Genomic DNA, 26,365 nt, shown 5'->3' with positions numbered 1-26,365 from the left:
CCGGGAATGCGGGTCAGGAATGCCGAACCGGAACTATTTTTTGCCAACCCCTTTTTGACAGTTGCACAATCTCTCCAAATCAGACCTGATAGGACGGACAGGAGCGCTCGGGAACTGGAATCGAACCGGAAATCCGGGGCGCGCGGGAGGGAATACTTTTCCGGCCTCGCCGGAATTCCGGAGGACATGCAGATGATGCTCAAGGACATCCAGGCGCTCGAAAATGCGGCGCGGACGGCCATGGCCGGAAACGACGATCCGCTGCCGATACAGCCGCGCGCGCTCAGGACGAGCCATGTCGGGCTGGCGGTCATCATGCTTGCCGGTGCGGCATATCTGCTGCTCGCCTGATCGAAAGCGATCGCTACCAGGCATCTTCTGCCCCGATTTCGACACCGGAAAGCCGCATTCTACATAATTTTGCCATGAATTTGCCGCAATTGCGGATGCAAACGGAAGCCGTTTCCGTATGGTACGATGGTCATTGACCGCGAAAAGCGGGCTTGCCCTCGTTTTGCCTTAATCACGCGCCGCCGCACCTGCCGGACCATCGCTTCGCGTGCAACCATTCGCCCGGCCACACGTTATCTGGAAAATCCGCCGGGGATAACGGGGCCGGACAAGCGGCCCACAAGCCGAAAGAACAGGAGACCTGACATGGCGCGTGCATCCGAGAAGACAAGCAAGATCGAGGAAGCGCTGACCGATGCCAGCACGCAGGACCTGCAGGCGCAGGTCGAGCAGCTCAAGGAAGACATCGCGGCCATTGCGGCGACACTTGCCAATCTCGGCTCGCAGACCGTCCGCGATGCAAAACGCAGCGCGACGGACACCTATCGCAGCGCCCACGATCGCGGCGAAGACGTCATCGACGATTTGCGCAGCAAGGCTGAGGACGTGGAGGCGCAACTGACGGCAACGGTGCGCGAACGCCCGCTTGCCTCGCTCGCCGCCGCGCTCGGCGTCGGCTATCTGCTGGCCCTTCTCTCGCGCCGCTGAGGCGTGCCATGCTGAAAGCGCTCCTGCCCCTGTTGTCCGCCATGGCGGGCGAGGAACTGAAATTCGCCGCCGGTCAGGCCAGGCGCGCGGCGATCTTCGGCGCGGTCGTCGCCGTGCTCGCGATCATCGCCATCACCTTTCTCTGCGTCGCCGCCTTTCTGGCGCTGGCGGAAAATTACGGCGGTCCGCTGGCCGCGCTCATTCTCGCGGCCCTGTCGCTCATTCTGGCGCTCATCATTCTCGCAGTCCTGAAAATTCAGGCCGCGGCGGAAGCCAGAAAACGCAAGGAAAAGATCGAGGCAGACAAATCGGCAATGATCGCAGCCGCGGCAATCGCCACCGTGCCCGCCATCCTGAAGCGCCCGATCCTCGCCGCCGCCCTGCCGCTCGCCGGAATAGCGCTGGTCTCGCTTCTTTCCGACAAGAAGAAGCAGCCGCCGAAAGATTAGATGCCGTAATGGGCCGGCGTCTCATGAGTAGCCAGCCCGGCGGTCCTGATATTATTTGCCTGATGCGTTCCCGGAGCAATCCACCAGAGAGGACAGGCGAACCACGACCCTCGTCCCGGCACCGCTTTCGCTCCTGCAATAGACCGGCTTCTCGCCGAACTGCATGCAAAGCTGCTCGACCACCAGCGTGCCCAGACCGTTCTTTTCGCTGTGCCGCTCCAGATCGAAACCGATCCCGTCATCCTCGACCACGAGCACCGGAACCGAATCCTCGCCCGGTTTCAGGCTGATATGGATATTGCCGTCCGGCCGCCCCCTGAAAGCGTGCTTGATCGCATTGGTGACAAGCTCGCCGAGGATGATGCCGATGGTCGTCACATCGCGCGCCTTGAGATCGAGCGGCGCGAAGTCGGTCGAAAATTCGATCCTTTTGTCCTGCCCGATGGCGCTGCGAATATCGTTGATGACCGTTCCGAGGAAATCGTCGACCCGGGCCGATTCCATATCCTCGCCCAGCCGAAGCCGCCGGTGCGCCGTCGATACGGTCTGGACGCGGTCGCGGGCGGCGGCAAGCGCCGCGCGGGCGTCCTCGCTGTGCGTCTGGCGCATCTGAAGCCCGAGCAGGGACGAAACCGTGGCCAGCGAATTGCCGATGCGGTGATTGGTATCCTGTAGCAGAAGCTCGACGCGCTGGCGTTCCCGCTCGGCGATGCGCCGTTCTTCCTCAAGCTCCGCCGTGCGCTCCCTGACGCGCTGTTCCAGGAGCGCCTTTTCCGACCGCAGCGCCGTCTGCCCCTCGAACATCGACCGCGCATAACGCTGGACGCGCGTGAACAACAAAATCGCCAGCATCGCCGCCGAAGCCAGCGCCACGATGGAGGTCGCCGTCATCCAGTAGCGCATCCGGCGGATGCGCTCATTGCGCTCGGCAAGCTGCTGTTCTTCCGCGTCGATGAACTGCGTGACCGTATTGGCGAGCTGGTCCATCAGCACCTTGCCCTCGTCGCCGCGCACCTTCTCCACCGCCGCCGAGACATCGCCGGACTGGGCGAGCGTGACGGTGTGGCGCACATCCTCCTGCTCGCGCTCGACCAGCGCGCGGATCTGCTTGACCCGCGCATCCTGCAACGGGTTCTGCTCCGTCAGCGCCTCGAGGTCGGCAAGCGTCTTGTCGACGCTCTGGATCGCATCGCGGTAAAGATCGAGATAGGTTTCATCGAGGGTGAGAAGATAGCCGCGCCGGCTCATCTCGATATTGCTGGCCAGACGCGCAACCTTGTCCACCTGCTGGCGCAGCGCATAATTGTGCGAAATGTCCACCACCTGCCGGTTGACCCCGGATGACAGGAAAAGCGTCATCACGGCCGACAAGAGCACGAGACCGAGCGAGACGACAACCGCAACCGGCTTCGACGACGATTGAAGCACTTTCTGCATCAAAGGCGATGGCAAGGACGCAACCCACAACAAACGAATACTCTGACGGCAAATAATATCAGCGATAGCTAATCTACAAGCCGCCGGAGACAAAAAGCAACCGTCGCGGGCAAACCCGCGTGAATGCTTCTACCCCGTGCTGAGAATCACACCGTTTTGCCGGAAAAAGGCAAGAGAATTCTTGCTTCTTCGGGAAAAATGCCGCGCCGGACTGGAGCGCCTTTCTTTGCCCTCGTCCTTCGAGACGGTTCCCTTCGCTATGCTCAGGACACCTCCTCAGGATGAGGGGTGTGGGGACGGTTCCCTTCGCTATGCTCAGGGCACCTCCTCAGGATGAGGGGGTGTGGGGACGGTTCCCTTCGCTATGCTCAGGGCACTTCCTCTGGATGAGGGGGATGTGGGGACGGTTCCCTTCGCTATGCTCAGGGCACTTCCTCTGGATGACGGGGGGGACAGACCATGATGATTCCGCCAGAAACCATCCCTTGCCGCCACCCTTCGTGAACGGGTCAGGCGAAACTTCTGAGCGTCACGCGCGACGATTCGGCGTCGGGGCCATAATCGCCCTCACCCTCGATCTGCAATATTTCCTGCAGGCGCGCGCGGGCGCGGCTGACGCGGCTCTTGATGGTGCCGACGGCGCAGCCGCAGATTTCCGCGGCCTCCTCATAGGCGAAGCCGGACGCGCCGATCAGGATGATCGCTTCGCGCTGATCGTCGGGCAACTGCTCCAGCGCAGCGCGGAAATCCTGAAGATCGAGCGTGCCATATTGCGAGGGATGCACGGCAAGCTGCTCGCTGAACATGCCGTCCGTATCCTGCACTTCGCGGCCGCGCTTGCGCATCTGGGTATAGAATTCGTTGCGCAGGATGGTGAAGAGCCAGGCCTTCATATTTGTCCCCATTTCAAAGGACTCCTGCTTGGCCCAGGCTTTCATGATCGTATCCTGGACAAGATCGTCGGCCTTGTCGTGCTGGCCTATCAGCGAGACCGCAAAGGCGCGCAGGCTCGGCAGGGATGCCAGAAGCTCGCGCTTGAACTCTGCATTGCTTTCAACCGACGGACCTATTGCTTTGCGCACTCATGCTCTCCTGTTCAGCCTGATCGAGTTTTTCGAGAAGATCAAGGAAACGGTCCGGGATCGTCTCATCCTGTATCGAGGTGTACAGTGCCTTCAGTTTCAATCCGACTTCACAATTCGGTCCTAATATGTCCTTCTGAAGACGGCGGGATGACTTTACTCCGGCGTCGTTTGTGTGAAGGTTTTCTTTTTCTGCCATATCTTGATCGTTCCAGGCTAACAGCCCTACCCTATTAACAAGCCCCTGCTTGCGACACTAAATGCTCAGGCTGCAAAAAAGTTCCCTGAAGTCTGTACCAAAAGTCGCCATGAACGGCAGCAAATGGCGATTTTCGCGCATATGCCGCTTTTTGATCCAGACACTGATATATCTACCGCCCCCGGAACTTTTCTCAAAACGTACCGTTATGTAAATCATATGCTGCGCTCAGGGCACGGGAGGCAAGGAGGAGAAACCCCTCCGGCCGACCCGTGCGTTTCTGGATGAATGCGGCTGTTGAGGAGTTCCAATACCATGACGTTATCGACGCGTATTGCGCCGCACCTTTCTTATCTTCGTCGCTTTTCCCGCGCCCTTACCGGCTCCCAGACGTCCGGTGACGCCTATGTGGCTGCGGCCCTTGAAGCGCTGATCGCCGATGTAAGCATTTTCCCGCAGGCCTCATCCGACCGGATCGGCCTTTATCGCCTGTTCTGCAATCTATACAAGACGGCTTCGGTCCCCATGCCCGAACCGGCGCCGGACCAGGCGCCAGACATAGCCTGGGAACAGCGCGCCGCGCGCAATCTTTCCCATATCGCGCCCGTGCCGCGCCAGGCCTTCCTGCTTGTTGCGGTGGAAGGCTTCACCGACCGGGAAGCCGCCGAAATTCTCGAACTGGACGAGGCGGAACTGAGCCAGGCGCTCTCGGTAGCCTCGGCGGAAATTTCGCGTCAGGTGGCGACCCGCATCATGATCATCGAGGACGAACCGCTGATCGCCATGGATATCGAGCAGATGGTGGAAGGTCTCGGCCATGAAGTGGTCGGCATCGCCCGCACCCGGGATGAGGCGCTTGCCCTCTATAAACGGGAAAAGCCGCGCATGGTGCTGGCCGACATCCAGCTTGCCGACGGCAGCTCCGGCATCGATGCGGTGAACGAAATCCTTCAGGACGATGCGATCCCGGTCATTTTCATCACCGCATTTCCCGAGCGTCTGCTGACCGGCGACCGCCCGGAGCCGACCTTCCTCGTCACCAAGCCGTTCAACCCGGATATGGTGAAGGCATTGATCAGCCAGGCGCTCTTCTTCGAAGAAGCCTCGCAGGTCGCCGCATAGCTTCCGGTGCGAAGTGCCTTCGCGATTCTCCGCCTCTCGCGCGTTCCGGGTATCCAGAGTTGCGGGCACCCAATTTCTCCCCGTTATGTGGAACAAAACGGTCCCGCTCCTCGTTTCTTCCTTGCACAAGAAAGAGGAGACCGGACATGCTCTATTATGCGCTTGTATTTCTCGTGGTGGCGCTCGTCGCCGGTGCTCTCGGCTTCGGCGGTATTGCGGGAGCCTCGGCAGGTATCGCGCAGATCCTGTTCTTCGTATTTCTGGCCCTGCTTGTCGTGTCGCTGATCGCCTCGGCAATCCGCAAGGCCTGACATGCAAAGGACTGAAGCCTGTTTCCGATCTCGAAACATATCAGCCCGGATCGTCGAAAAGGAACATCGGCCGCCGCATCGAGCCATGCGGCGGCGGTGCCATGGACAGTTTCGGTTCGGAAGACGGCATTATCGAGCGTAATCGGGCGTAGCAATCGGGGCAATCATGACGGCCAGGATGGAACCGACGCCACAGGGCACAGAACCCGACGCAGGCCGGCTGCGCGCCCTGCTGAGGGCCATTCGCAACAGCAATGTCTGCGTGCTCTACCAGACACCCGACCTCGCCTATTCCTGGGGCGAGAACATTCCCGCCTACTGGCAGGAAAAATGGCGGGCGGGCGGAAACGACGCCGATTTCATTCACTCCCCCTCCCTCGGCAAGCTCGGCAATGCCAGGGCTGCGGCGCTCGACACCGGCGAGGCGCAGAATGTGGAACTGGCGATCAATGACGGCGACAGGCTGCGCTGGATCGAGTTTCACATCGATTGCGACCGCGACGAGCAGGGCAAGGTGCTGGGGCTGGTGACCACGGCGATCGAAATCAGTGAACTGAAGCGGCGCGAACAGGTGCTCAAAACCCTGCTGCGCGAGGTCAGCCATCGATCCAAGAACCTGCTTGCCATCGTCCAGAGCATGGCGAGCCAGACGGCGCGCTTCACCGATTCCATCGACGATTTCCTGCTGAAATTTCGCGGGCGCATCCAGTCGCTCTCCTATTCGCAGGATCTGGTGACCGATTCGAACTGGCGCGGCGCGCTGTTTCGCGACCTCGTCCATTCGCAGATCGAAAAATATATCGACATCAATGACGAGCAGCTCACCATAGAGGGCGACAATCCCTATCTGTTTCCCGGTGCGGCATTGCATATCGGCCTTGCCCTGCACGAACTGGTGGTCAATGCGACCTCTTTCGGCGGGCTATCCGTGCCCTATGGGCAGGTAAGGATTTCGGCAAAGGTGCGCGCCGTTGCGGACGGCGAAGACCGGCTGGAATTTCGCTGGGAGGAAATCAACCCCGCCATGCCCGACGTCTTCGAGCACGATCCGCGCTTCGGCAGCGCGGTCCTGCAACGCATCGTGCCCGCCTCGGTGAACGGCCATGCCGATTATCGCATCGATGGAACCGGCGCGATCTATTCGCTCACCATCCCAGCCTGGCAATTCGACGCCTGAAGTTAAACTCCAACGGGGGCCTCGTCCCTTGCGAGCATGAAAAAAAAGCCGTCATGACCGGATTAGGACCGGGCACGACGGCTTGCTCTGAATTTGCGGAACGCCAGCTGCGCAACGTTTGACGGTCGGCGCGGCATTCTCGCCGTTCGCCTCGTGCGGGGAGGTTGAAGCGAACTATGAAGGCCGCGTTTATTGGGGGCGGGGTCGCGACCTTCATGGCGGCTTAACGCGGAGGCAGGGGTTTGGTTCCCTCAGTTGCGAATTTTTTTGCAGTAAAGTTCGAGCCGGTGATGCACGATCTCGTAGCCGAGCGAACGGGCGATTTCTTCCTGCAATTTTTCGATCTTGTCGGACCGGAATTCCACCACCTCGCCGGAATCCATATCGATGATGTGATCGTGATGGGCGCCGCTCGCCTGTTCGAACCGCGAAGGCCCGCCAGCGAAGGCATGGCGGTGAATGGCGCCGCGCTCTTCCAGAAGCTTCATCGTGCGATAGACGGTCGAAAGCGAAATGCTGCTGTCGATCTCCACCGCGCGCCGGAAAATCTCCAGCGCGTCGGGATGGTCTTCCGTCTCGGTCAATATGTTGAGGATGATGCGGCGTGGCCGCGTGATGCGCACGCCTGCATTCCGCAATTCCTGCTCGTAATCGGGTTTCTTGTACGATTCACTCATCGGACGATTATGCACCGTCGCGCATCCAGTTGCAATTTTTCGCAACTGGCCTACGCAAATCTCCCCAGCCATGTGGAGCGGGACAGAAACGAATAGATAATTTTACATTATACTAAATAAGCAATTAGTAATATATGACGAAAATATAGATAACTTATTTACAATCATTGTTGGTTAGTTATGATTCGAAATAGCGTATACCTCATCTTTACTTTGCTTGCCCGAAGTAGAGACCGCTCCTGAAAAGGCCATCCACGGTCGATTGCCCGATTTGATGGCAGTCGGCCCCTTACGGGGCGCGGACGTTCAATTTTACTGCAAGGATTTCGTCTTGTCGTTTAGATATCTGCCCCGTCGGCGCTCACTTCACAGGATCCTGCTTTCAAGTGTCGCCGCCAGCGCGTTGCTTTGCACAGCACCTGTCCTTGCAGACGAGACGGTCGTTGGTGACAAGATCGTGGAAGGTTCGGACGGACCGTGGAACGTCAGCGGTACCCTTACTGTGGGCGGCACCGTCGGTGGCAAATTGGACATCCTAAATGGCGGTCAGGTGTCCAGTGATGCCGGTGTGATCGGTGACCATATCACCCAGGTAGCGGGAGTGGGAACGGTTCGGGTTACCGGATCTGGTTCAAGTTGGGATATTTCAGGGCTGTTGCATGTTGGGATGGACAGCACCGGAAGCTTGCTGATCGAGGACGGCGGCACAGTGACCACTGGCGCTGAAGTTGTTTTCGGTTTCGATAGTGAAAACAAGTTTGACAATTCTTCTGCCAATGGCGTCGTTGATGGAATTGGTTCCACATTAATTGTTGGAACCTATCTTCATATTGGTGAAGGAACTTATATCAATACAGACGGTACTCGGGATGCCACGCTGACGATCAGTAATGGCGGCACTGTTTCCACCATGGCGGAAACCGTCATCGGCTTCAGCGCCGCGCACATCGGCCAAATCGAGGTTAAAGACGCTGGATCGACATTAACCGTCGGGACTTATCTCCATATTGGGGAGAACGGCACCGGAAAATTGCTTATTAATAATGGCGGCAAGATAACAACTGGCGCTGAAGTCGTTTTTGATTTCAATACTGAATACAATGATAAGAATACGAAGCAAGAAGGCATTGTTGATGGATCCGGCTCAACATTAATTGTTGGAGATTATCTTCATCTTGCCGAGAGTGAATATGTTAACACAAGCGGATATCCAGATGCTGTGCTAACGATCAGCAACGGCGGCGCGGTTTCTACTGGCGCTGAAACCGTTCTCGGCTTTAGTGCCACGCGCATCGGTCAAATCGAGGTTAAGGACGCTGGCTCGACGTTAACGGTCGGGACTTATCTCCATGTTGGAGAGGCTGGTACTGGCTGGTTGATAATCAAGGATGGCGGTGTTGTCGACGTCCAGGCTGGCATGATCATTGCTGCGCAAACGGGCAGCGTGGGTGAGCTGGACATCGGATACGGTGCCGCACCGGGCACCCTGAAGACAGATTCCGTTACATTTGGTGCGGGCACCGGCGCGATAAATTTCGACCACACAGATAATAACTATATCTTTGACCCGTCCATTTCAGGCCCCGGGACGATCAATCAGAAAGCAGGTACGACGGTCCTGACAGGGGATAATTCCGGTTTTACAGGTACGCTTAATATTAATGGCGGTGTTTTGTCGGCAAGCGCAGAAAATAATCTCGGCGCTTCCTCTGGGACGCTGCATTTTGATGGCGGCACGCTGCAAGCCACAGAGCATATGAATTTGGTGCGTGACGTAACGCTGACCTCTGCTGGCGGCACGATTTCGGTCGATAGCGGCAAGATTGTAAATATCGGCAACGTAATCGCCAATGACGGCGCAGCCGATGGCAGCTTCACCAAATCCGGTGATGGCACGCTGGTCATGTTTGCGGCGAACACCTATACGGGCGGCACGACGGTTTCCGGCGGTGTTCTGAAGCTCGGCGACGGCATGGTGGATGGCTCGATTGTCGGCGATATCGCTCTGAGCGGCGGCGACCTTGTGGTCAACAATCTCGGCGCGACGGCGCTTGATGGCGACATCAGCGGCACAGGCTCGCTGACCCAAATTGGCCCCGGTACGCTGACGCTTTCGGGCAATAATGACTATAGCGGCGGCACCAACCTCAGTGCCGGTGTGATTTCGGTTGAGCAGGATGATAATCTTGGCACCGGCGCGCTCTACTTCAATGGCGGCACCTTGGCTGTAACTGGCACGCACTTCAACAGCCTCACCAACGCAATCGACTGGGGTGCGGGCGGCGGCACTTTTGATATTGCCGATGCCAATAATAACTTTGAGGTGTCTGGTGTCTTCTCCGATTCAGGCGACTTGACCAAATCCGGCGCTGGCACGTTGTCGCTCTCCGGTGACAGCAGCAGTTTTTCCGGCAATACGAATGTCAATGAGGGCACCTTGCTGCTCAATGGCGGTTTGCTTGGCGATAATGCAGGTTCCCAGACGGTCAATGTCGCTTCCGGTGCCGCGCTCGGCGGCGATGGCACGATTGGCGGCGCAACAACAATTGCCGATGGCGGCAGCCTGTTCGGACAGTCCGGCCAGCAGCTTGCCTTTGGTCAAGGCTTGACGCTTGACAATAACAGTCAGGTCGATGTGTCGCTCAATGGCGGTCCATCGACACAGGCCCTGTTCGACGTCACCGGTGATCTGACCATCGGCGGCACATTCAATATCGATCAGGACAGCGTGATGGGCGTCGGCGTCTATCGCATCTTCGGCTATACGGGCACTCTGACCGATAATGGCATGACCATCGGCGGCGTGCCCACAGGCGACGATGCGTCCAATTTCGAATTGCAGACCTCCATCGATCATGAAGTCAATCTGGTCAACAATGCGGGCCGCGACTTCTTCTTCTGGGATGGCAATGGTCCGGGAGATGACGGCATCATTCAGGGCGGTGACGGCACATGGGACGGCACCAACACCAACTGGACCGGTCTTGACGGGTCGGCGAACTCCAACTGGCGCAACGATTCCTTCGCCGTTTTCGGCAATGACCCCGGCACGGGACAGAGCGGCGGCAACGTCGTCATCGATGCGGGCTTTACGCCAAGCGTCAACGGCATGCAGTTCATGAACACCGGCTATCGGCTCAGCGGTAGCCCGATCACGCTTGGCGGCACCGGCGATCCGGTCATCATCGTCGGGGACGGTGCGGCGGACAGCGCCAACATCACCGCCGAGATCAATTCTGTCATTGAAGGTGCGGACGGGCTTTACAAATCCGGCCTTGGCAATCTCATTCTGACGGGCGCCAATACCTATACTGGCGACACCACGGTGAACGAGGGGACGCTGACGCTCGGTGACGGCGGCAGCATTGACGCCTCCAGCGATATCATTCTTGCAAACACGCGCTATGGCCACGGCAATCTTGTCATAGACAAGGATCAAGCCTTCACGCTCGCCAACGCTATCAGCGGCATCGGCGCGGTGGTTAAGGACGGCACCGGCACGACGACCTTTGCCGGTGACAACACGTTTACTGGCGGCCTAACGGTCAAGGGCGGCACGGCACAGGCTGGCATTGCCAACACGGCCTTCGGTTCGGGCAATGTGACGGTCAATGGCGGCGCGACGCTCGATCTCGCCGATTTCAACGAGACGGTCGGAAGCCTGATCGGCAAGACGTCCGGCGATGGCAACATTGATCTCGGCTCCGGTACGCTGACGCTCAACCAGAACCTGCATGGCGATTTCTCCGGCACGATCTCCGGCACTGGCGGCCTCACCAAGAATGGCGATGGCGATCTGGTGCTTTATGGTGCCAACGACTATTCCGGTGACACCACCGTTAACAAGGGCACTCTGGCGCAGGGCGCGGCAGGCGGCTTCTCGGGCGCTTCAAGCTATACGGTGGCCAACGGAGCGTCGCTCGAGCTTGGCGGCTTCGATACGACGATGGCAGCGCTTTCAAATGGCGGCGATGTCACTTTCGGCGGCACTGGTGGCGCTGTGCTGAATGTATCGGGCGATTACCACGGCGATGGCGGCACGCTGCACATGTCGGCCGTTCTCGGTGGCGACAATTCGCTGACCGACCGGATGAATGTCGGCGGCGATACGTCCGGCAACAGCAAGATCGACATCACCAACCGCAAGGGCTTTGGCGAGAAGACCAATAACGGCATCGAGATCATTGATGTCGGCGGCAATTCGGGCGGTACCTTCACGCTCAATGGAGATTATAAGACCAAGGACGGCCAGCAGGCGATCATGACCGATTCGGCCTATGCCTATACGCTGCAAAAGGGCGGCACCAACACCCCTGATGACGGCAACTGGTATCTGGTCAGCCAGTATGACAAGCCCGGCCCCGATCCGGACTGCCACAAAACCAACACTTGCCCGCCCAATCCGGGTCGTTTCAGCCCGGCCGCTCCTGTCTATGAATCTTATACCGCCACGCTGCAGGCCCTCAACAAGCTGCCGACCTTGCAGCAGCGTGTGGGTGAGCGCTATTGGGGCAATGCCACCAATACCAATGGCAATGATCAGCCTGTCGCTGGCGAGACCGACAGCCGGGCTATTTGGGGTCGCATCGAAGGGGCGCATAATCGTGCAGAAAATGGCTCAACGGCTGGCACCCTGCATAATGACATTGACACGCTCATCATGCGGGCGGGTGTCGATGGCCAATTTTATGAAGGGGACAACGGACGCCTGATTGCCGGGATCACCGGGCAATATGGCAATGCCCATTCGGACATCGACAACCGCACCGGTGATGGTTCGGGTACCATCGAGACGCAGGGCTGGGGTCTGGGTGCAACCGCCACCTGGTACGGCAATTCCGGCTTCTATCTCGATGCCCAGGCCCAGGCCAATTGGTATGATAGCAATCTGAGCGTCGATGCGGTCAATCCAACGCTCAAGGACGGCAACAAGGGCTTCGGTTATGCGCTCAGCCTTGAGGCGGGCCAGCGTATTGCCATTGACAAGAACTGGTCGCTGACACCCCAGGCACAGCTCATGTGGTCGTCGGTGGACTTCGACACGTTCAATGACACCTACGGAGCGCGCATCTCCAATCGCGACGGCGACAGCCTGACGGCGCGGCTTGGTCTTGCTGCCAATTATGCCAATGCCTGGAAGTGTGATGACGGCCTGATGGTCAATACGAGCGTCTACGGCATTGCCAATCTCTATCAGGAACTGATGGGCGATGCGCGCATGAACTATGCGGGCACGCATATGGCAACCTATGGGGACGATACGTGGGGCGGCATCGGTGCCGGCGGCACCTATGCCTGGGCCGACAACAAATATGCGCTCTATGGCGAAGGCTCGATCAACACCTCGCTCAACCACTTCACCGACAGCTATGCGCTCAAGGGCAATGTCGGCTTCAAAGCAAGATGGTAAGCGGCCAGTGATGGCCGTGCTCGGAAATTACCTGATTTGATGGTGATGGTACGCCCAAGGGGAATCGAACCCCTGTTTGCGCCGTGAGAGGGCGCCGTCCTGACCGCTAGACGATGGGCGCGGAAACCAGTGGAGGTGATATAATCGCCAAAACGAAAAAGCGCAATCCTTCAGCCGGGAAACATTTGAATATATCTTCCCCGGCACGGCGGCTTCCCAAACAAATGCTTATTCGACATTGCCAAGCTTGATACGGCCAACAATGCGCGATTCGCGATAGTCGTAGATGATAAGCTCGGTGCCGCCATCGGGCAGAAGCGTTTCAAGCGAAAGCTGGCCACCCGAAAGGCTCTGCGACAGAAGCCGCGTGCCGGGCGCAAGATTGATCTGGGATTCGATCAGCTTCGGCGGTTCCGGCTTGGCGGGCGGCTGCGCGGCCTGTCCGGGAATGTCGGAGCGGGCCTGATCGGCGGGCGCGGTTTCCGGCGCGCGATTGATCTTGTAGACAACGGCGACAAGCACCGCCATAAGACCGATCAGCATGACGCCGATGGAGACAGCCAGAAGACGGACCATCTTGCGGCGCACACGTTCCATCGCCGGATCGAGCGGAGGGGCTGGCGGTTCGTCCGGGTAATAGTCCTGCTGATAGTCCTGATATCCTGAATCCTGCTGGTTCTGATATCTCGGATAATGTGGATCCTGCATTCAATCACTCCGGTTCATGCACCCGCGTGGGGCGTGTTAACGAAGGGAAGAGACAATTGAAAGAACTAATTGCCGACACCGATGCTGCGGGCAAGAGATTGGACCAGTGGCTGGCCGCAGCATTGGGGCCGGAACTCTCCCGCAGTCGCGTTCAGTCCCTGATCGCCGATGGCCATGTGACCGTCGACGGCACCCCCGTCCGCGAGGCGAAGCACAAGCTGCGCGAAGGCATGAAAATCGCCGTCGTGCTGCCTGAGCCAGAGCCTGCCGAGCCGCAGGGCGAGAACATCCCCCTCGACATTCTCTACGAGGACGACGATCTCATCGTGATCGACAAGCCCGCCGGGCTCGTCGTTCACCCCGGCAACGGCAACTGGACGGGAACGCTGGTCAATGCCCTTATATATCATTGTGGCGATAGCTTGTCGGGCATAGGCGGAATCCGCCGCCCCGGCATCGTTCATCGCCTCGACAAGGATACGAGCGGCGTCATGGTGGTCGCCAAGAACGACCGCGCCCATCGCCATCTCAGCGAGCAGTTCGCCGATCATGGCCGTACCGGCGACCTCGAACGCGCCTATCTGGCGCTGGTCTGGGGCATGACCGAGCGTCCGCAGGGCACGATCGATGCCCATCTCGGCCGCTCGCACCGCGACCGTACCAGGCAGGCGGTGGTGAACGAGGCGCGCGAGGATGCCCGCCACGCCGTCACCCATTACAGCACCGTGGAAAAATTCGGCCCCCGCGAAGACGCGACCGCGCTGGCCTCGCTGGTGGAATGCCGTCTCGAAACCGGCCGCACCCACCAGATTCGCGTGCACATGGCCCATATCGGCCACCCGCTCGTCGGCGACATGGATTATGGCAGCGCCTACAAGAGCAAGGCCAACAAGCTGCCCGAACCGCTGAAGGAAGCGGTGCAAGGATTTCATCGGCAGGCGCTGCACGCCCGGCTGCTCGCCTTCACCCATCCCGCCACCGGGGAACTGATGCGCTTCGAGGCGCCCGTACCGGAAGATATGGAGCACCTTCTGGAAAACTTCCGAAAACACTCTATATAAATACTGGCAACCATCACGGTTTGCCGAAACGGCAATCAGCCCTTAAATCCGGGCTGGTCCGCCATCAGGATTGGCGTGCGGTCGCAATGAATGCCGCTCGCCACCCCCAAAGACCATTTAATTCAGATCGAGTTTGCAACCTTTGCCATGCGGCAACGTTCACATTGTAGTGACAGTTTGTTTCATGAGTTAAAGGATCGTGTTTTCGCCAAAATCATGCCTATATATGAAGGCCCGCGTGAGGGAAGTGCAAGAGGCAGTCCCCCGCGGCAGGTTCGCCAGACGGGAACCTGAAATCATAAAGGAGGGTGCTCTATGGCCCAGATGAATCTCCCGAGCATTACATCCGGTGACGGTGGCCTTACCCGTTATCTGGAGGAAATCCGCCGTTTTCCCATGCTTGAGCCGCAGGAAGAATACATGCTGGCCAAGCGTTACCACGAACATACCGACCCCAAGGCCGCCCACAGGCTGGTGACGAGCCATCTGCGTCTGGTGGCGAAGATCGCCATGGGCTATCGCGGCTACGGCCTGCCGATCGGCGAAGTGATCTCCGAGGGCAATGTCGGCCTCATGCAGGCGGTCAAGCGTTTCGAGCCGGAGCGCGGCTTCCGTCTCGCCACCTATGCCATGTGGTGGATCAAGGCCTCGATCCAGGAATATATCCTGCGTTCGTGGAGCCTGGTGAAGATGGGCACGACCGCCAATCAGAAGCGCCTGTTCTTCAATCTGCGCAAGATGAAGAGCAAGATTCAGGCGCTCGACGACGGTGATCTCAACCCGGATCAGGTGAAGCAGATCGCGACCAAGCTGAAGGTCAGCGAGGATGAAGTCGTTTCCATGAACCGCCGCCTGTCGGGCGATGCCTCGCTGAACGCGCCGCTACGCGCTTCGGAAGGCGAATCCGGCGAATGGCAGGACTGGCTGGTCGATGACAGCAGCAGCCAGGAACAGGTGCTGATCGAACAGGACGAGCTGGAAAACCGCCGCTCCATGCTCGAACAGGCGATGGACACGCTGAACGACCGCGAGCGCCGCATCTTCGAAGCCCGCCGCCTGTCGGACGATCCGATGACGCTGGAAGACCTGTCGGGCGAGTTCGGCATCAGCCGCGAGCGCGTACGCCAGATCGAGGTGCGCGCCTTTGAAAAGGTGCAGGCAGCGGTGAAATCAGCCGCCGTCAAGCAGCAGAAGGCGCTGAACCATATCGAGGAAGCGCACGCCTGAAACTGAAAGCCTGTCGATTCTTTCACTGCCGCAAAATGGGAGACCGTTTTGCGGCAGAACTGTCTCAATCCTAATCCAGTTCGCCTTTCGCGAGTTCGAACCCCTCATCCAGCCAGCCGGTCAGTCCGCCGGCCATGATCTTGACCGGACGGCCAAGCGCGGCCAGCCGGAGCGCGCCGCGCGCCGCGCCGTTGCAGTGCGGACCGGCGCAATAGGTCACGAAAACCGTTTCCTCCGGCCATTGCGCCATTTTCGATCCGATGATCTTTCCGTGCGGCAGACTGATCGCGCCCGGAATATGCCCCGCCGCGAATTGCGCCGGGCCACGCACGTCGAGAAGCACGAAATCGGGTTCTCCCGACAAGGCTGCGTGCACATCGGAACAATCGGTCTCGAACGTGAATTCTGCGGCGAAATGATCCCGCGCCAGCGCGCTCGGCGCAGGCGCAATGGCGGTCACGGCTGATTTTTTCGTTCCATACATGACGGTGTCCTTTCCTGTCCCGTCATGTTTGGCCATAAGGGTGCGGGCTTGCAATTGGCGTGATTGCCAATATACGTAAAGATTATGACAAATCCGACCGGACCGCTCGTCGTCGCCCTTCTCTATGACGGGCTTTGCACTTTCGAATTCGGCATCGTCGCCGAAATCTTCGGCCTGCCGCGCCCGGAAATGGGACCGGGCTGGTATCGCTTTGCCAGTTGCCCCATCGAGGACGGGCCGCTGCGCGCCCATGGCGGCTTTACGATTGCGCCGGACCATGGTCCCGACCTGATCGACAAAGCCGATATCATCGTCGTCCCGGGCTGGAAGGACGCGGATATGCCGGTGCCGGAAAGCCTTTGCGAAAGGCTGCGCCGGGCGCACCGGCGCGGCGCGCGGCTCGCTTCCATCTGTTCCGGCGCTTTCGTGCTGGCGGCAACCGGCCTGCTGGACGGCGGCAGGGCCACCACGCACTGGCGCCACGCCGATGCCTTGCGCAAGCGTTTTCCCGCAATCGAGACCGACGACGCTTCGCTCTACCGGGAGCATGACCGCATCTTCACCTCGGCGGGAAGCGCTGCCGGGATGGACCTGCTGATCGAGATCGTGCGGCAGGATTTCGGTCCCTCCGCCGCCAATTCCGTCGCCCGGCGTCTGGTCATGCCCGCGCATCGCACCGGCGGACAGGCGCAGTTCCTCGAACGGCCCGTCGCGCGGCATGAAGGCCGGGAGATCGGCCCCCTGCTCGACCGGGTCCGCGCCGATATCGCCGCCGACTGGACCATCGAGCGCATGGCGGAACAATGCGGGATGAGCGCGCGCACCTTCCTGCGCCGCTTTGCCGACGCCACCGGCAGCACGCCCGGCGAATGGCTGGTCGCCGAACGCATAGAAACCGCCAAGCACCTCCTGTGCGCGGGAGCATCGGGCATGGACGATATTGCCGCTTCAGCCGGTTTCGGCAGCGCCTTCACCATGCGCCACCACTTCCGCCGCAAGATCGGCATCAGCCCGGCGGAATATCGCAGGCGCTTCATCGCCGAACCGTCATCCAATCGATATAAAACCGTCAAACAACTGTAATGAAACGGCTTTACGCAGCGCAATGTATTTCACCGCCGTCCTGAATGCTTGATAAAGGTTCGTTTCATGAAAAAGCTACTGCTCGCCTCGGCACTCATCCTGACTGCCGCCACCGCCGCATCCGCGTCCGATTATGTTTCCTTTCTCGACTACCCGCAAAAGCAGCAGGACGGGACTGAATTCTTCACCGCAATCGAGATTCCGCAGGGCAGCTTCACCAAATACGAGATCGACGACAAAACCGGCCATATCGTCGTTGACCGCTACCAGTCGATGCCGGTGATCTACCCGGCCAATTACGGCTCGATCACCAGCACGCTGGCAGGCGACGGCGATCCGCTCGACGCGCTCATCTATACCCGCGAACCGATCGTGCCGGGCGCGATCATCAAGGTGCGCCCCATCGGCGTCCTGAAAATGATCGACGGCGGCGACAAGGACGACAAGATCGTGGCCGTGCCGACCACGGACATCGATCCGACCTATGACAATATCAAGGAAATCAGCGATCTGCCGCAGGTCGAGCAGGAACGCCTTCAGGCTTTCTTCCGCGTCTACAAGCAGCTTCCCGCCGGTCGCAAGGTGGTGGAACTGAACGGCTTCGACAATGCAGAAGCCGCACGCAACGAAATCGCCGGCGCGATCAAGGCTTTCGCCGAAAAGAAATAACCGGCAGCCGCTCGATACCGTAACAAAAAGGCCGCTCGATGCGGCCTTTTTCCATTCCGTCAAAAGCGCTATCTATTTGTTTTTGCGCGCTTTTCGAAAGCCGGTTCCCCTTTTCGGGATCATGCTCTAATTCGTGCCCAGAACGTCGTTGAACGCCTTTTCGCCCGGCACGCCCTTTTCGAGGCTGACCAGCGCGCGGCGTCCGTTGCGATAGGAAATCGGAATGTCGATCCATTGCAGGCGGCGCATCAGCGACAGGTTGGTATCCTGCGCGGTCTGGGCATCGTTCAGCCAGATAATGAAGAAATTGTCGCCAATCTTCGACGGCACGGCGATCAGCGGGTTGCCCGCCGCCTGCTCCGTATCCTTGAAGGTGATGCGCTGGACATTGTCCACCACGCCGCCGGAGAAACCTTCCGGCACGGTGAAGACCATCTCGATCAGGTGGCTTGCGGGAATGGACTGGTCCGTATTCTTGCGGATCGTCATCTTCAACCCGACCTTGCTGGTCGGCAAGGTGACATTGGCGCGGATGGCAGGCTCGGCAGGCTGGCCGTCTTCCGGGCTTTCCTCGATGGTGGACCAGACGACATTGCCGCGCTCGACCGAATCCGAACCGGCGCCGCCGCGTTCTTCATAGAGAAGCGCCTGCTGGCCGACGGCGACGGCCTGTTCGCCGCCGCCCGGCTGTGTGCCGGTTCCAGCCGGGGCCGAGGTCGAAGCGGCGGTGGACGTGCCCTCGCCGATACCGTTCGCGCCGCCCGCGGGCCCGCTATCCACCTCGCTGCCATCTGGCATGAGGCGCTGCGTCATCTTCTGCTCTCCGGCGGGCTGCTGCGGCTGGGCCGACGGTTCTTCGCCGGTCGGCGCCGCATTGTCGTCGGCTGGCGGCGTCGTGTCTTCGGGCTGGTTCGCAGCCGTGTCCGCCGGGGTCGGCGCGGGCGCATCTCCGCGTCCAAGGCTGGAGGCAAATTCCTGCAACTTGTCCTTGTTGACCCAGACGGCATAACCCGCGCCGCCCAGAACCAGCACGGCGATCAGACCGGCGATCAGGCCCTTGTTGGAACGCTGCTCCTTCTTGGCGGTGCGCTCGATATATTCGCTGCGACGGGCCTCGGCCTTTTCCTTGGCGCGGTCGATCTTCCAGTCTTCTCCACGCGGTTCCGTGGAAAACGGAGGCTCGTCATCGGCGCCCTGGCCGGTTTCGTCATCGGAACTGTCCTGCGCACCCTCGTCGGCGTCGCCCGAGGGCGCGGCGTCCTGATTCGCCTCATGCAGGAAATCCTCCAGCGCGTCGCCGACCGGTTCGGCAGGCGCTTCGGCTGGCGGCGCATAGAAGGCCTCCACCTCCGTGATGGCGTCTTCGAGAATATTGCGCTGGCGAATCGCCACCGCCTGCGAGGCGTTTGCCGTAACAAGCTTCTGCTCGATCGTGGCGCGCGCCTTGGCGTACACGCGCTGGCGCAACTCGGGCGACTTGTCCGCCTGCGCATCGATCGTCTTTTTCAGTACCGCTACAAAATCCGCCATTCCGTCTTACCCGGTTTCCGCCCGCTCAGATGAACAATAAGCACAGGATGCAATAAATGTCCCAATAATCACAATAATCAAGGGAAAGCAAAGTCTCAGGCCACAATTTAGCGAAGACTTTCAAAATGATGCGGTGAAATCGTGGCAAAATTCACCCTGTTGCGAAGCTTTGTGTGACCGATTGCGTTCTTTGTACGACGGTCAAAACAAAATCGGAGCGGCTTCCGGGGAAGCCGCTCCGAACATGCAATGCTTCAAACGACGGGCCAGTCGTGGGGCGATCAGTCGTGGAACGGATCGGTCACGAGGATCGTGTCCTCGCGTTCGGGGCTGGTGGAGAGCATCGCCACCGGCGCGCCGATCAGTTCTTCGATGTGACGCACATATTTGACCGCCTGCGCCGGGAGATCGTTCCACGAACGCGCGCCCGCAGTCGTTTCCGACCAGCCCGGCAGCGTTTCATAGATCGGCTTGACGCGCGCCTGTGCGCCCATGGAGGACGGCAGATAGTCGATGCGCTTGCCGTCCAGCTCGTAGGCGACGCAGATCTTGATTTCTTCCAGGCCGTCGAGCACGTCGAGCTTGGTGAGCGCAATGCCGTTGATGCCGGAGGTGCGGACCGTCTGGCGCACGATCACGGCGTCGAACCAGCCGCAGCGGCGCTTGCGCCCGGTCACCACGCCGAATTCGTGGCCCTTGGTGCCGAGGAAATTGCCGATCTCGTCGTCGAGTTCGGTCGGGAACGGACCTTCGCCGACGCGGGTCGTGTAGGCCTTGGTGATGCCGAGGACATAACCGATGGCGGTCGGCCCAAGACCGGAACCGGCAGCGGCCTGGCCGGCAACCGTGTTGGAGGACGTCACGAAGGGATAGGTGCCGTGATCGTTGTCGAGCAGCGCGCCCTGCGCGCCTTCGAACAGGATGCGGTCGCCCGCCTTGCGGCGTTCGTCGAGCACGCGCCAGACCTGATCGATATAGGGCAGGATCTGGTCGGCGACCGAGGTCAGTTCCTTCAGGATGGTTCCGACCGCGATTTCCTCAAGCCCCATGCCGCGGCGCAGGAGATTGTGGTGCGCGAGCAGGCGCTCCACCTTCGGCTCCAGCGTTTCAGGCTCGGTCAGGTCGATCACGCGGATGGCGCGGCGACCGACCTTGTCCTCGTAGGCGGGACCGATGCCGCGCTTGGTCGTGCCGATCTTGAGGCCCGAATTGGAGCCTTCGCGCATGGCGTCGAGATCGCGATGGATGGAAAGGATGAGCGGTGCGTTTTCCGCGATGCGCAGGACTTCCGGCGTCACGTCGATGCCCTGTCCGCGCAGCTTTTCCACTTCGGCGACGAAATGGTGCGGATCGACCACGACGCCGTTGCCGATAACGCTCAGCTTGCCGCGCACCAGGCCGGACGGCAGCAGCGAGAGCTTGTAGCTGACGCCGTCGATGACCAGCGTATGACCGGCATTATGACCGCCCTGATAGCGCACGATGACATCGGCGCGTTCGGACAGCCAGTCAACGATCTTACCCTTGCCCTCGTCGCCCCATTGCGACCCGACGACAACCACATTCGCCATTGAGAAAACTCCTCGGTCCGGCTCGAAGCCGTACTTTTGTTTTGCCGCATTATCCAACGCAAAACCGCTTCGCACTTTTGCTGGAAATGCTCGAACCCAAGGATCGCAAGCTTCCCCGTCAGTCCGACGGGTGCTGATCCTTCGTCTCTATACAGAGAGAATCCGGCTTGCGCGACTCTTTCGTGCAAGAAATTCCCGATTTTTGAACGCCGCCAGAAGCGATGGGCGCTTGGGTCGCTTGAGATTCCGTTTATGGCGCGGCGAAAATGGTGGGATTTGAGAACCGGAGCGGAATGTACATTTTGGTACATGAGCACCGGAAGCGAAAAATCACGCCATTTGCAGCCCGCCAGAAGCGGAATATCCGCGACCTAGCCGGCGCGGACCATATAGAGCGCCTCCTCCGAATAGCTTTTCAGCTTTTCTTCGAGCGCGGGAAGGTCGCGCACCACGAAACCCTTCTTTTCCCAGAAACCCTGCGAGCCGTTGACGGCGACGAGCGACACGGTGACGAAACCGTCGCGTTCGGCCTGGCTGGCCATGAGTTCCACGACGCGCGTGGCCGCGCCGCTGGAGCGGGCATCGGGCAGAAGCGCTATGTCGTGGATATAATAGGTATTGGTCTCGACCGGCAGTTCACCCAGAACGGCGTTGAGAGCCGGGACCGCATCCAGTTTCCATGGATGGCTGATGCCATAACCGAGGATTTCGGTGTCACGGGACAGGACGAAACAACCCGCCGGATAAAGCGTGAAGCGGTCCCGGAAGACCGCCTCATCCTCGAAAAAGTCGGGATGGACAACGTTGGCGACGGCGGTCACGCTGGCAATATCCTGCTCGTGCATATGCCGCCATTCCGGCTGCGCCATCTCCTGCGTCATTTTCTCAAACTTCTCCGACGTTGAACTCAAGCGGTGTTGCCGCCTTGATTGCCTCCTGGGCCGTCAGTTCGTCAAGTGCCGCCTGTGGAATCTGTTCATCCACATAGAGCATCGCAATCGCGTCGCCGCCGGGACGATCGCGTCCGAGCGAGAAGTTTGCGATGTTGATATTGTGCTTTCCGCAGATCGTGCCGAGCAGGCCGATCATGCCCGGAACGTCCTTGTTGGTGACGTAAAGCATGTGCGGGCCGACCTCGGCGTCGAGATTGATTCCCTTGATCTGGATGAAGCGCGGCTTGCCGTCGGAGAAGCAGGTGCCGGCGATGGAGCGTTCACGCAGGGTAGTCTTCACGGTCAGCTTGATATAGCCGTCGAAAATGCCGGACTTGTCGCGCTTGACCTCCGAAACGATGATGCCGCGTTCCTTCACCATGATCGGCGCGGACACCATGTTCACATCGGCGACCTGCGGGCGGATGAGACCGGCAAGCGCGGCGCTGAGCAATGCGCGGGTGTTCATCGTGGCGGTGGAACCGTCGAACAGCACTTCCACTTCCTGGATCGGCTCGTCCGTCACCTGCCCCACGAAAGCGCCCAGCACATCGGCAAGCTTGACGAAGGGTTTCAGGCGCGGCGCTTCCTCCGCCGTGATCGACGGCATGTTGATGGCGTTGGAAACGGCGCCCTTCACAAGGTAATCCGACATTTGTTCGGCAACCTGAAGCGCGACATTTTCCTGCGCTTCCGAAGTGGACGCGCCAAGATGCGGCGTGCAAACCACATTGGGCAGCGTGAAAAGCTCGTTTTCCGTCGCGGGTTCGGTTTCGTAGACGTCGATACCGGCACCGGCCACATGGCCGGATTTCAGCGCCGCCACCAGATCCTTCTCCACGATCAGGCCGCCGCGTGCGCAGTTGACGATGCGCACGCCGGGCTTCGTCTTGGCAAGGTTTTCCGCATTGATGATATTGCGCGTCTTGTCGGTGAGCGGCGTGTGCAGCGTAATGAAATCGGCGCGGGCGAGCAATTCGTCCAGCTCGACCTTTTCCACGCCCAGCTCCTGCGCGCGTGCTTCCGAAAGGAACGGATCGAAGGCCACCACATGCATCTTGAGGCCGATGGCCCGCGTGGCGACGATGGAACCGATATTGCCGCAACCGACGACGCCAAGCGTCTTGCCGGTGATTTCCACGCCCATGAAGCGGTTCTTTTCCCACTTGCCCGCGCGGGTGGACGTGTCGGCATCCGGCAGTTGCCGGGCAACGGCGAACATCAGCGCAATCGCGTGTTCGGCGGTGGTGATCGAATTGCCGAACGGCGTGTTCATCACGATGATACCGCGGCGTGAAGCCGCCGGAATATCGACATTGTCCACGCCGATACCGGCGCGGCCGACGACCTTGAGTTTCTTCGCGGCCGCGATCAGCTTTTCCGTGACCTTGGTGGCCGAACGGATCGCCAGACCGTCATACTGGCCGATGACTTCGAGAAGCTTTTCCTTGTCCTTGCCGAGATCGGGCAGGTAATCGACTTCCACGCCGCGATCCTTGAAAATCTGGACGGCGGTGGGCGACAGCTTGTCGGATACGAGTACGCGAGGTGCCATGATGGCCTCCATCAAAAATCAAGCATTTCCAGCAAAGGTGGAAACCGGTTTTGCGTTCTGAAATGCGATTGCCAAAACTGAAACGGAAGAATGCGCGCCATGACCGTCCCAACACGGCCACGGCGATCTGCATGAGGTCAGGCTGCGGCCTTGAGCGCAGCCTTCTGCGTTTCAAAGGCCCAGTCGAGCCAGTGGGTCAGCGCTTCCAGATCGGATGCTTCAACCGTAGCACCTGCCCAGATGCGCAAGCCCGAAGGCGCGTCGCGATAAGCGCCAATATCGTAGGCGACGCCTTCCTTTTCCAGCATCGTGACGATGCCCTTGGCGAAAGCCGCCTGCGCGTCGGGCGCAAGCGCCGTCACCTGGCTATCGACAATGGTGAGGCAGACGGAGGTGTTGGAGCGTGTTTCAGGCTTCACGGCCAGATTGGCGATCCACGGCGTCTTTTCGACGAAATCGTTCAGCACCTTGAAATTGCGGTCGGCACGGCCGGTCAAGGCGTCGAGACCGCCGAGCGACTTCGCCCAGTTCAGCGCATCGAGATAGTCTTCCACGCACAGCATGGATGGCGTATTGATGGTTTCGCCGGTGAAGATGCCTTCAATCAGCTTGTTGCCCTTGGTCATGCGGAAGATTTTCGGCAGCGGCCATGCGGGCTTGTAGCTTTCCAGCCGTTCCACGGCGCGGGGGCTGAGGATCAGCATCCCGTGCGCGCCCTCGCCGCCCAGAACCTTCTGCCAGGAGAAGGTGACGACATCGAGCTTGGCAAAATCGAGGGCTTGCGCGAAAGCCGCCGACGTGGCGTCGCAGAAGGTCAGGCCCTTGCGGTCGGCCGGAATGAAATCGCCATTGGGAACGCGTACGCCCGAAGTGGTGCCGTTCCAGGTGAAGACCACGTCGCGGTCGAAATCGACCTGCGAAAAATCCACGATCTCGCCATAAGGCGCATCGAAGGTGCGCACGTCATCCAGCTTGAGCTGCTTGACCACATCCGTGACCCAGCCCGAACCGAAGCTTTCCCACGCCACCATATCGACGCCGCGCGCGCCGAGCATGGACCACAGCGCCATTTCGACGGCGCCGGTGTCGGATGCCGGTACGATGCCGATGCGGTAATCGGCAGGCACCTGAAGGATTTCGCGGGTAAGGTCGATGGCGTCCTTCAGCTTGGTCTTGCCGATTTTCGCGCGATGCGAACGGCCAAGAGCCGCATCGACCAGCGCGTTCAGCGACCAGCCGGGACGTTTTGCACAGGGACCGGATGAAAAATTAGGGTTAGCCGGGCGAACTGCCGGCTTCGCAATCGTCGTCATGTTGTTTCTATCCTCTCAGATAGCACGCGTCTCGTTGGGGAGACGTGGCCCACTTACCGGGATAGCCGAAAGCGCATTTTTCCTCAATACGTCTTTTCGGGAATATTTTTTCAAACCCGCCCGGATTGCCCCGGACGGGTAGAATTTCATTATCGCGTGACCGTTTGCGTTTCGGGAGCCTCTTCTTCCATGCGCGCATAATAGCTTGCGACCAGCGCACCCGAAATATTGTGCCAGACGCTGAAGACAGCGCTCGGCACGGCGGCCAGCGGCGAGAAATGCGCATTGGCGAGCGCGGCGCCAAGCCCGCTGTTCTGCATACCGACCTCGATGCTGATTGCCTTGCGCCGGGCAAGCGACAGCCCTGCGAAACGCGCGGCGAAATAGCCCAGCAGCAGGCCGCAGCAATTATGCAGGACCACGACCGCGAAGATCAGCAGGCCGGACTGGACGATAGCGGCCTTGTTGACCGCGACCACCGCCGCCACGATGAGCACGATGCCCGCCACCGATACCAGCGGCAGCATCGGCAGGGCGGACTTGACCAGCCCCGGCGCCAGTTTCTGCAACACGAAGCCGAGCGCCAGCGGCACGAGGATCACCTTGACGATGCTGATGAACATGCTCATTGCATCGACCGGCAGATACTGGCTGGCGAAGAACCAGACGAGGAAAGGCGTGACGATGGGCGCGAGCAGCGTCGTGACGCTGGTGCAGGCGACGCTCAGCGCCACATCGCCCTTCGACAGATAGGCCATGACGTTGCTGGCCGTGCCGCCGGGGCAGCAACCGACCAGTATGACGCCCGCCGCCACTTCCGGCGACATCGGGATGATCCGCGTCAGCAGGACCGCGATCAGCGGCATGATGATGAACTGCCCCAGCACGCCGATGGCGACATCGAACGGACGCCGGGCGACTTCGGCAAAATCCTTGCCCGAAATCGTAAGCCCCATGCCGAACATGATGATGCCGAGCAGCACCACGATCCACGGCGCGAAAATGCTGAACGTCGACGGCAGCAGGAAGCCCAGAAGGGCAAAGACAATGACCCAGACCGCGAAGGTGCGGCCGACGAAATCCGATAATGTAGCGATTGCTTTCATACCCCTCCCCTTTCAGGAAATACTCATATGCTTCGCTCACCTGTAAGGTTTCGAGAACGACATGAAAACGAAAAATTTGTGCCCGCCGCACCATATCCAGGAAAGAATATTGCGGCGCCAGAGCATGATCCCGAAAAGTGGGAACCGGTTTTCGGAAAAAGATCATGCTAGAGCCTTTCAGGTTTTGACGGAAGCGTATCCGGCGCTTTCGAAGTAGTTTGAACATTCGGCTGGTTCGATGGTTGTGACGAGGTGGCCGATGT

At 59.7% G+C, this 26,365-nt stretch carries 23 protein-coding genes, 1 tRNA gene and 1 pseudogene; 12 read left to right on the top strand and 13 right to left on the bottom strand.

What is annotated here, in order from left to right; all coding sequences use genetic code 11:
- Positions 1-192 precede the first annotated feature (192 nt).
- The 3 genes from FHS76_RS20160 to FHS76_RS20150 all read left to right on the top strand — a co-directional run bounded on the left by FHS76_RS20160 (position 193) and on the right by FHS76_RS20150 (position 1,448).
- Positions 193-351, top strand: a complete 159-nt coding sequence (locus tag FHS76_RS20160) for a hypothetical protein (RefSeq protein ID WP_183657257.1) — start codon at positions 193-195, stop codon at positions 349-351.
- A 306-nt stretch (positions 352-657) separates the two neighbouring features.
- Positions 658-999: a DUF883 family protein gene (locus FHS76_RS20155; protein WP_183657253.1), complete on the top strand. Its 342-nt coding sequence runs from the start codon at positions 658-660 to the stop codon at positions 997-999.
- Positions 1,000-1,007: 8 nt separating this feature from the next.
- Positions 1,008-1,448, top strand: a complete 441-nt coding sequence (locus FHS76_RS20150) for a phage holin family protein (protein ID WP_183657250.1) — start codon at positions 1,008-1,010, stop codon at positions 1,446-1,448.
- Positions 1,449-1,499: 51 nt separating this feature from the next.
- Here FHS76_RS20150 and FHS76_RS20145 read toward each other — a convergent pair whose 3' ends face one another.
- The 3 genes from FHS76_RS20145 to FHS76_RS20135 all read right to left on the bottom strand — a co-directional run bounded on the left by FHS76_RS20145 (position 1,500) and on the right by FHS76_RS20135 (position 4,166).
- A complete protein-coding gene (locus FHS76_RS20145) occupies positions 1,500-2,885 on the bottom strand; it encodes a sensor histidine kinase (protein ID WP_374828654.1) in 1,386 nt (461 codons plus the stop codon).
- A 509-nt stretch (positions 2,886-3,394) separates the two neighbouring features.
- A complete protein-coding gene (locus tag FHS76_RS20140) occupies positions 3,395-3,967 on the bottom strand; it encodes an RNA polymerase sigma factor (protein ID WP_183657244.1) in 573 nt (190 codons plus the stop codon).
- Complete coding sequence (locus FHS76_RS20135) at positions 3,939-4,166, bottom strand: NepR family anti-sigma factor (RefSeq protein ID WP_183657240.1); 228 nt, start codon at positions 4,164-4,166, stop codon at positions 3,939-3,941. Before FHS76_RS20135 ends, FHS76_RS20140 begins: the two co-directional genes overlap by 29 nt.
- 315 nt (positions 4,167-4,481) lie before the next feature.
- On the opposite strand from FHS76_RS20135, the gene FHS76_RS20130 reads away from it, so the two are divergent.
- The 3 genes from FHS76_RS20130 to FHS76_RS20120 all read left to right on the top strand — a co-directional run bounded on the left by FHS76_RS20130 (position 4,482) and on the right by FHS76_RS20120 (position 6,776).
- Positions 4,482-5,288 carry a response regulator gene (locus FHS76_RS20130; RefSeq protein ID WP_183657237.1) on the top strand — a complete coding sequence of 269 codons (807 nt, stop codon included), beginning with the start codon at positions 4,482-4,484 and terminating at the stop codon, positions 5,286-5,288.
- Positions 5,289-5,434: 146 nt separating this feature from the next.
- Positions 5,435-5,599 carry a DUF1328 domain-containing protein gene (locus FHS76_RS20125; RefSeq protein ID WP_007876538.1) on the top strand — a complete coding sequence of 55 codons (165 nt, stop codon included), beginning with the start codon at positions 5,435-5,437 and terminating at the stop codon, positions 5,597-5,599.
- A 166-nt stretch (positions 5,600-5,765) separates the two neighbouring features.
- Entirely contained in the window at positions 5,766-6,776 is a 1,011-nt protein-coding gene (locus FHS76_RS20120; RefSeq protein WP_183657234.1) for a sensor histidine kinase, read from the top strand.
- 251 nt (positions 6,777-7,027) lie between these two features.
- Here FHS76_RS20120 and FHS76_RS20115 read toward each other — a convergent pair whose 3' ends face one another.
- On the bottom strand, positions 7,028-7,453 hold the full coding sequence (locus FHS76_RS20115) for a transcriptional repressor (RefSeq protein ID WP_183657231.1): 426 nt from the start codon (positions 7,451-7,453) through the stop codon (positions 7,028-7,030).
- Positions 7,454-7,727: 274 nt separating this feature from the next.
- Here FHS76_RS20115 and FHS76_RS22930 point away from each other — a divergent pair.
- A pseudogene (locus FHS76_RS22930) lies at positions 7,728-8,501 on the top strand (hypothetical protein); the annotation flags it as partial.
- Between the two features lie 171 nt (positions 8,502-8,672).
- On the top strand, positions 8,673-12,863 hold the full coding sequence (locus tag FHS76_RS20110; protein ID WP_328700546.1) for an autotransporter outer membrane beta-barrel domain-containing protein: 4,191 nt from the start codon (positions 8,673-8,675) through the stop codon (positions 12,861-12,863).
- Between the two features lie 46 nt (positions 12,864-12,909).
- Here the strand turns inward: FHS76_RS20110 and FHS76_RS20105 are convergent.
- Positions 12,910-12,984: transfer RNA gene (locus FHS76_RS20105), tRNA-Glu, on the bottom strand.
- A 107-nt stretch (positions 12,985-13,091) separates the two neighbouring features.
- Positions 13,092-13,571 (bottom strand): hypothetical protein, encoded by a 480-nt coding sequence (locus tag FHS76_RS20100; protein ID WP_183657225.1) that lies wholly within the window; start codon positions 13,569-13,571, stop codon positions 13,092-13,094.
- 56 nt (positions 13,572-13,627) lie between these two features.
- On the opposite strand from FHS76_RS20100, the gene FHS76_RS20095 reads away from it, so the two are divergent.
- Positions 13,628-14,632 carry an RluA family pseudouridine synthase gene (locus FHS76_RS20095; protein ID WP_183657223.1) on the top strand — a complete coding sequence of 335 codons (1,005 nt, stop codon included), beginning with the start codon at positions 13,628-13,630 and terminating at the stop codon, positions 14,630-14,632.
- Between the two features lie 315 nt (positions 14,633-14,947).
- Positions 14,948-15,859 (top strand): RNA polymerase sigma factor RpoH, encoded by a 912-nt coding sequence (rpoH, locus tag FHS76_RS20090; RefSeq protein WP_183657221.1) that lies wholly within the window; start codon positions 14,948-14,950, stop codon positions 15,857-15,859.
- A gap of 70 nt (positions 15,860-15,929) precedes the next feature.
- Here the strand turns inward: rpoH and FHS76_RS20085 are convergent, their stop codons facing one another.
- Positions 15,930-16,343, bottom strand: a complete 414-nt coding sequence (locus tag FHS76_RS20085) for a rhodanese-like domain-containing protein (RefSeq protein WP_183657219.1) — start codon at positions 16,341-16,343, stop codon at positions 15,930-15,932.
- 84 nt (positions 16,344-16,427) lie between these two features.
- Between FHS76_RS20085 and ftrA the strand changes: the two genes are divergently transcribed.
- Positions 16,428-17,426 carry a transcriptional regulator FtrA gene (ftrA, locus tag FHS76_RS20080; protein ID WP_183657217.1) on the top strand — a complete coding sequence of 333 codons (999 nt, stop codon included), beginning with the start codon at positions 16,428-16,430 and terminating at the stop codon, positions 17,424-17,426.
- Positions 17,427-17,492: 66 nt separating this feature from the next.
- Complete coding sequence (locus FHS76_RS20075) at positions 17,493-18,095, top strand: inorganic diphosphatase (protein ID WP_183657215.1); 603 nt, start codon at positions 17,493-17,495, stop codon at positions 18,093-18,095.
- Positions 18,096-18,221: 126 nt separating this feature from the next.
- On the opposite strand, the gene FHS76_RS20070 is transcribed toward FHS76_RS20075, so the two are convergent.
- The 6 genes from FHS76_RS20070 to FHS76_RS20045 all read right to left on the bottom strand — a co-directional run bounded on the left by FHS76_RS20070 (position 18,222) and on the right by FHS76_RS20045 (position 26,102).
- Positions 18,222-19,625 (bottom strand): RodZ family helix-turn-helix domain-containing protein, encoded by a 1,404-nt coding sequence (locus tag FHS76_RS20070; protein WP_183657212.1) that lies wholly within the window; start codon positions 19,623-19,625, stop codon positions 18,222-18,224.
- 281 nt (positions 19,626-19,906) lie between these two features.
- The gene (locus FHS76_RS20065; RefSeq protein WP_183657208.1) at positions 19,907-21,196 is read right to left on the bottom strand and encodes an adenylosuccinate synthase; all 1,290 of its coding nucleotides are present in this window, start codon (positions 21,194-21,196) and stop codon (positions 19,907-19,909) included.
- 371 nt (positions 21,197-21,567) lie between these two features.
- The gene (locus tag FHS76_RS20060) at positions 21,568-22,077 is read right to left on the bottom strand and encodes a GNAT family N-acetyltransferase (RefSeq protein ID WP_183657205.1); all 510 of its coding nucleotides are present in this window, start codon (positions 22,075-22,077) and stop codon (positions 21,568-21,570) included.
- A 4-nt stretch (positions 22,078-22,081) separates the two neighbouring features.
- Complete coding sequence (serA, locus tag FHS76_RS20055; protein ID WP_183657202.1) at positions 22,082-23,683, bottom strand: phosphoglycerate dehydrogenase; 1,602 nt, start codon at positions 23,681-23,683, stop codon at positions 22,082-22,084.
- Positions 23,684-23,820: 137 nt separating this feature from the next.
- Positions 23,821-24,996: a phosphoserine transaminase gene (locus FHS76_RS20050; RefSeq protein WP_183657199.1), complete on the bottom strand. Its 1,176-nt coding sequence runs from the start codon at positions 24,994-24,996 to the stop codon at positions 23,821-23,823.
- Between the two features lie 149 nt (positions 24,997-25,145).
- A complete protein-coding gene (locus tag FHS76_RS20045; RefSeq protein ID WP_183657196.1) occupies positions 25,146-26,102 on the bottom strand; it encodes a bile acid:sodium symporter family protein in 957 nt (318 codons plus the stop codon).
- Positions 26,103-26,365: the final 263 nt, after the last annotated feature.

The sequence above is a fragment of the Brucella daejeonensis genome, from assembly GCF_014199265.1.
GTDB classification, from domain to species: domain Bacteria; phylum Pseudomonadota; class Alphaproteobacteria; order Rhizobiales; family Rhizobiaceae; genus Brucella; species Brucella daejeonensis.
This window is presented reverse-complemented; position numbering and strand designations above follow the sequence as displayed.

What these genes read in the sequence shown, in the direction of transcription:
- FHS76_RS20160 (WP_183657257.1), top strand. Translation starts at nt 193, where the DNA reads ATGATGCTCAAGGACATCCAGGCGCTCGAAAATGCGGCGCGGACGGCC.
- FHS76_RS20155 (WP_183657253.1), top strand. Translation starts at nt 658, where the DNA reads ATGGCGCGTGCATCCGAGAAGACAAGCAAGATCGAGGAAGCGCTGACC.
- FHS76_RS20150 (WP_183657250.1), top strand. Translation starts at nt 1,008, where the DNA reads ATGCTGAAAGCGCTCCTGCCCCTGTTGTCCGCCATGGCGGGCGAGGAA.
- FHS76_RS20145 (WP_374828654.1), bottom strand. Translation starts at nt 2,885, where the DNA reads ATGCAGAAAGTGCTTCAATCGTCGTCGAAGCCGGTTGCGGTTGTCGTC.
- FHS76_RS20135 (WP_183657240.1), bottom strand. Translation starts at nt 4,166, where the DNA reads ATGGCAGAAAAAGAAAACCTTCACACAAACGACGCCGGAGTAAAGTCA.
- FHS76_RS20130 (WP_183657237.1), top strand. Translation starts at nt 4,482, where the DNA reads ATGACGTTATCGACGCGTATTGCGCCGCACCTTTCTTATCTTCGTCGC.
- FHS76_RS20125 (WP_007876538.1), top strand. Translation starts at nt 5,435, where the DNA reads ATGCTCTATTATGCGCTTGTATTTCTCGTGGTGGCGCTCGTCGCCGGT.
- FHS76_RS20120 (WP_183657234.1), top strand. Translation starts at nt 5,766, where the DNA reads ATGACGGCCAGGATGGAACCGACGCCACAGGGCACAGAACCCGACGCA.
- FHS76_RS20115 (WP_183657231.1), bottom strand. Translation starts at nt 7,453, where the DNA reads ATGAGTGAATCGTACAAGAAACCCGATTACGAGCAGGAATTGCGGAAT.
- FHS76_RS20100 (WP_183657225.1), bottom strand. Translation starts at nt 13,571, where the DNA reads ATGCAGGATCCACATTATCCGAGATATCAGAACCAGCAGGATTCAGGA.
- rpoH (WP_183657221.1), top strand. Translation starts at nt 14,948, where the DNA reads ATGGCCCAGATGAATCTCCCGAGCATTACATCCGGTGACGGTGGCCTT.
- FHS76_RS20085 (WP_183657219.1), bottom strand. Translation starts at nt 16,343, where the DNA reads ATGTATGGAACGAAAAAATCAGCCGTGACCGCCATTGCGCCTGCGCCG.
- ftrA (WP_183657217.1), top strand. Translation starts at nt 16,428, where the DNA reads ATGACAAATCCGACCGGACCGCTCGTCGTCGCCCTTCTCTATGACGGG.
- FHS76_RS20075 (WP_183657215.1), top strand. Translation starts at nt 17,493, where the DNA reads ATGAAAAAGCTACTGCTCGCCTCGGCACTCATCCTGACTGCCGCCACC.
- FHS76_RS20070 (WP_183657212.1), bottom strand. Translation starts at nt 19,625, where the DNA reads ATGGCGGATTTTGTAGCGGTACTGAAAAAGACGATCGATGCGCAGGCG.
- FHS76_RS20065 (WP_183657208.1), bottom strand. Translation starts at nt 21,196, where the DNA reads ATGGCGAATGTGGTTGTCGTCGGGTCGCAATGGGGCGACGAGGGCAAG.
- FHS76_RS20060 (WP_183657205.1), bottom strand. Translation starts at nt 22,077, where the DNA reads ATGACGCAGGAGATGGCGCAGCCGGAATGGCGGCATATGCACGAGCAG.
- serA (WP_183657202.1), bottom strand. Translation starts at nt 23,683, where the DNA reads ATGGCACCTCGCGTACTCGTATCCGACAAGCTGTCGCCCACCGCCGTC.
- FHS76_RS20050 (WP_183657199.1), bottom strand. Translation starts at nt 24,996, where the DNA reads ATGACGACGATTGCGAAGCCGGCAGTTCGCCCGGCTAACCCTAATTTT.
- FHS76_RS20045 (WP_183657196.1), bottom strand. Translation starts at nt 26,102, where the DNA reads ATGAAAGCAATCGCTACATTATCGGATTTCGTCGGCCGCACCTTCGCG.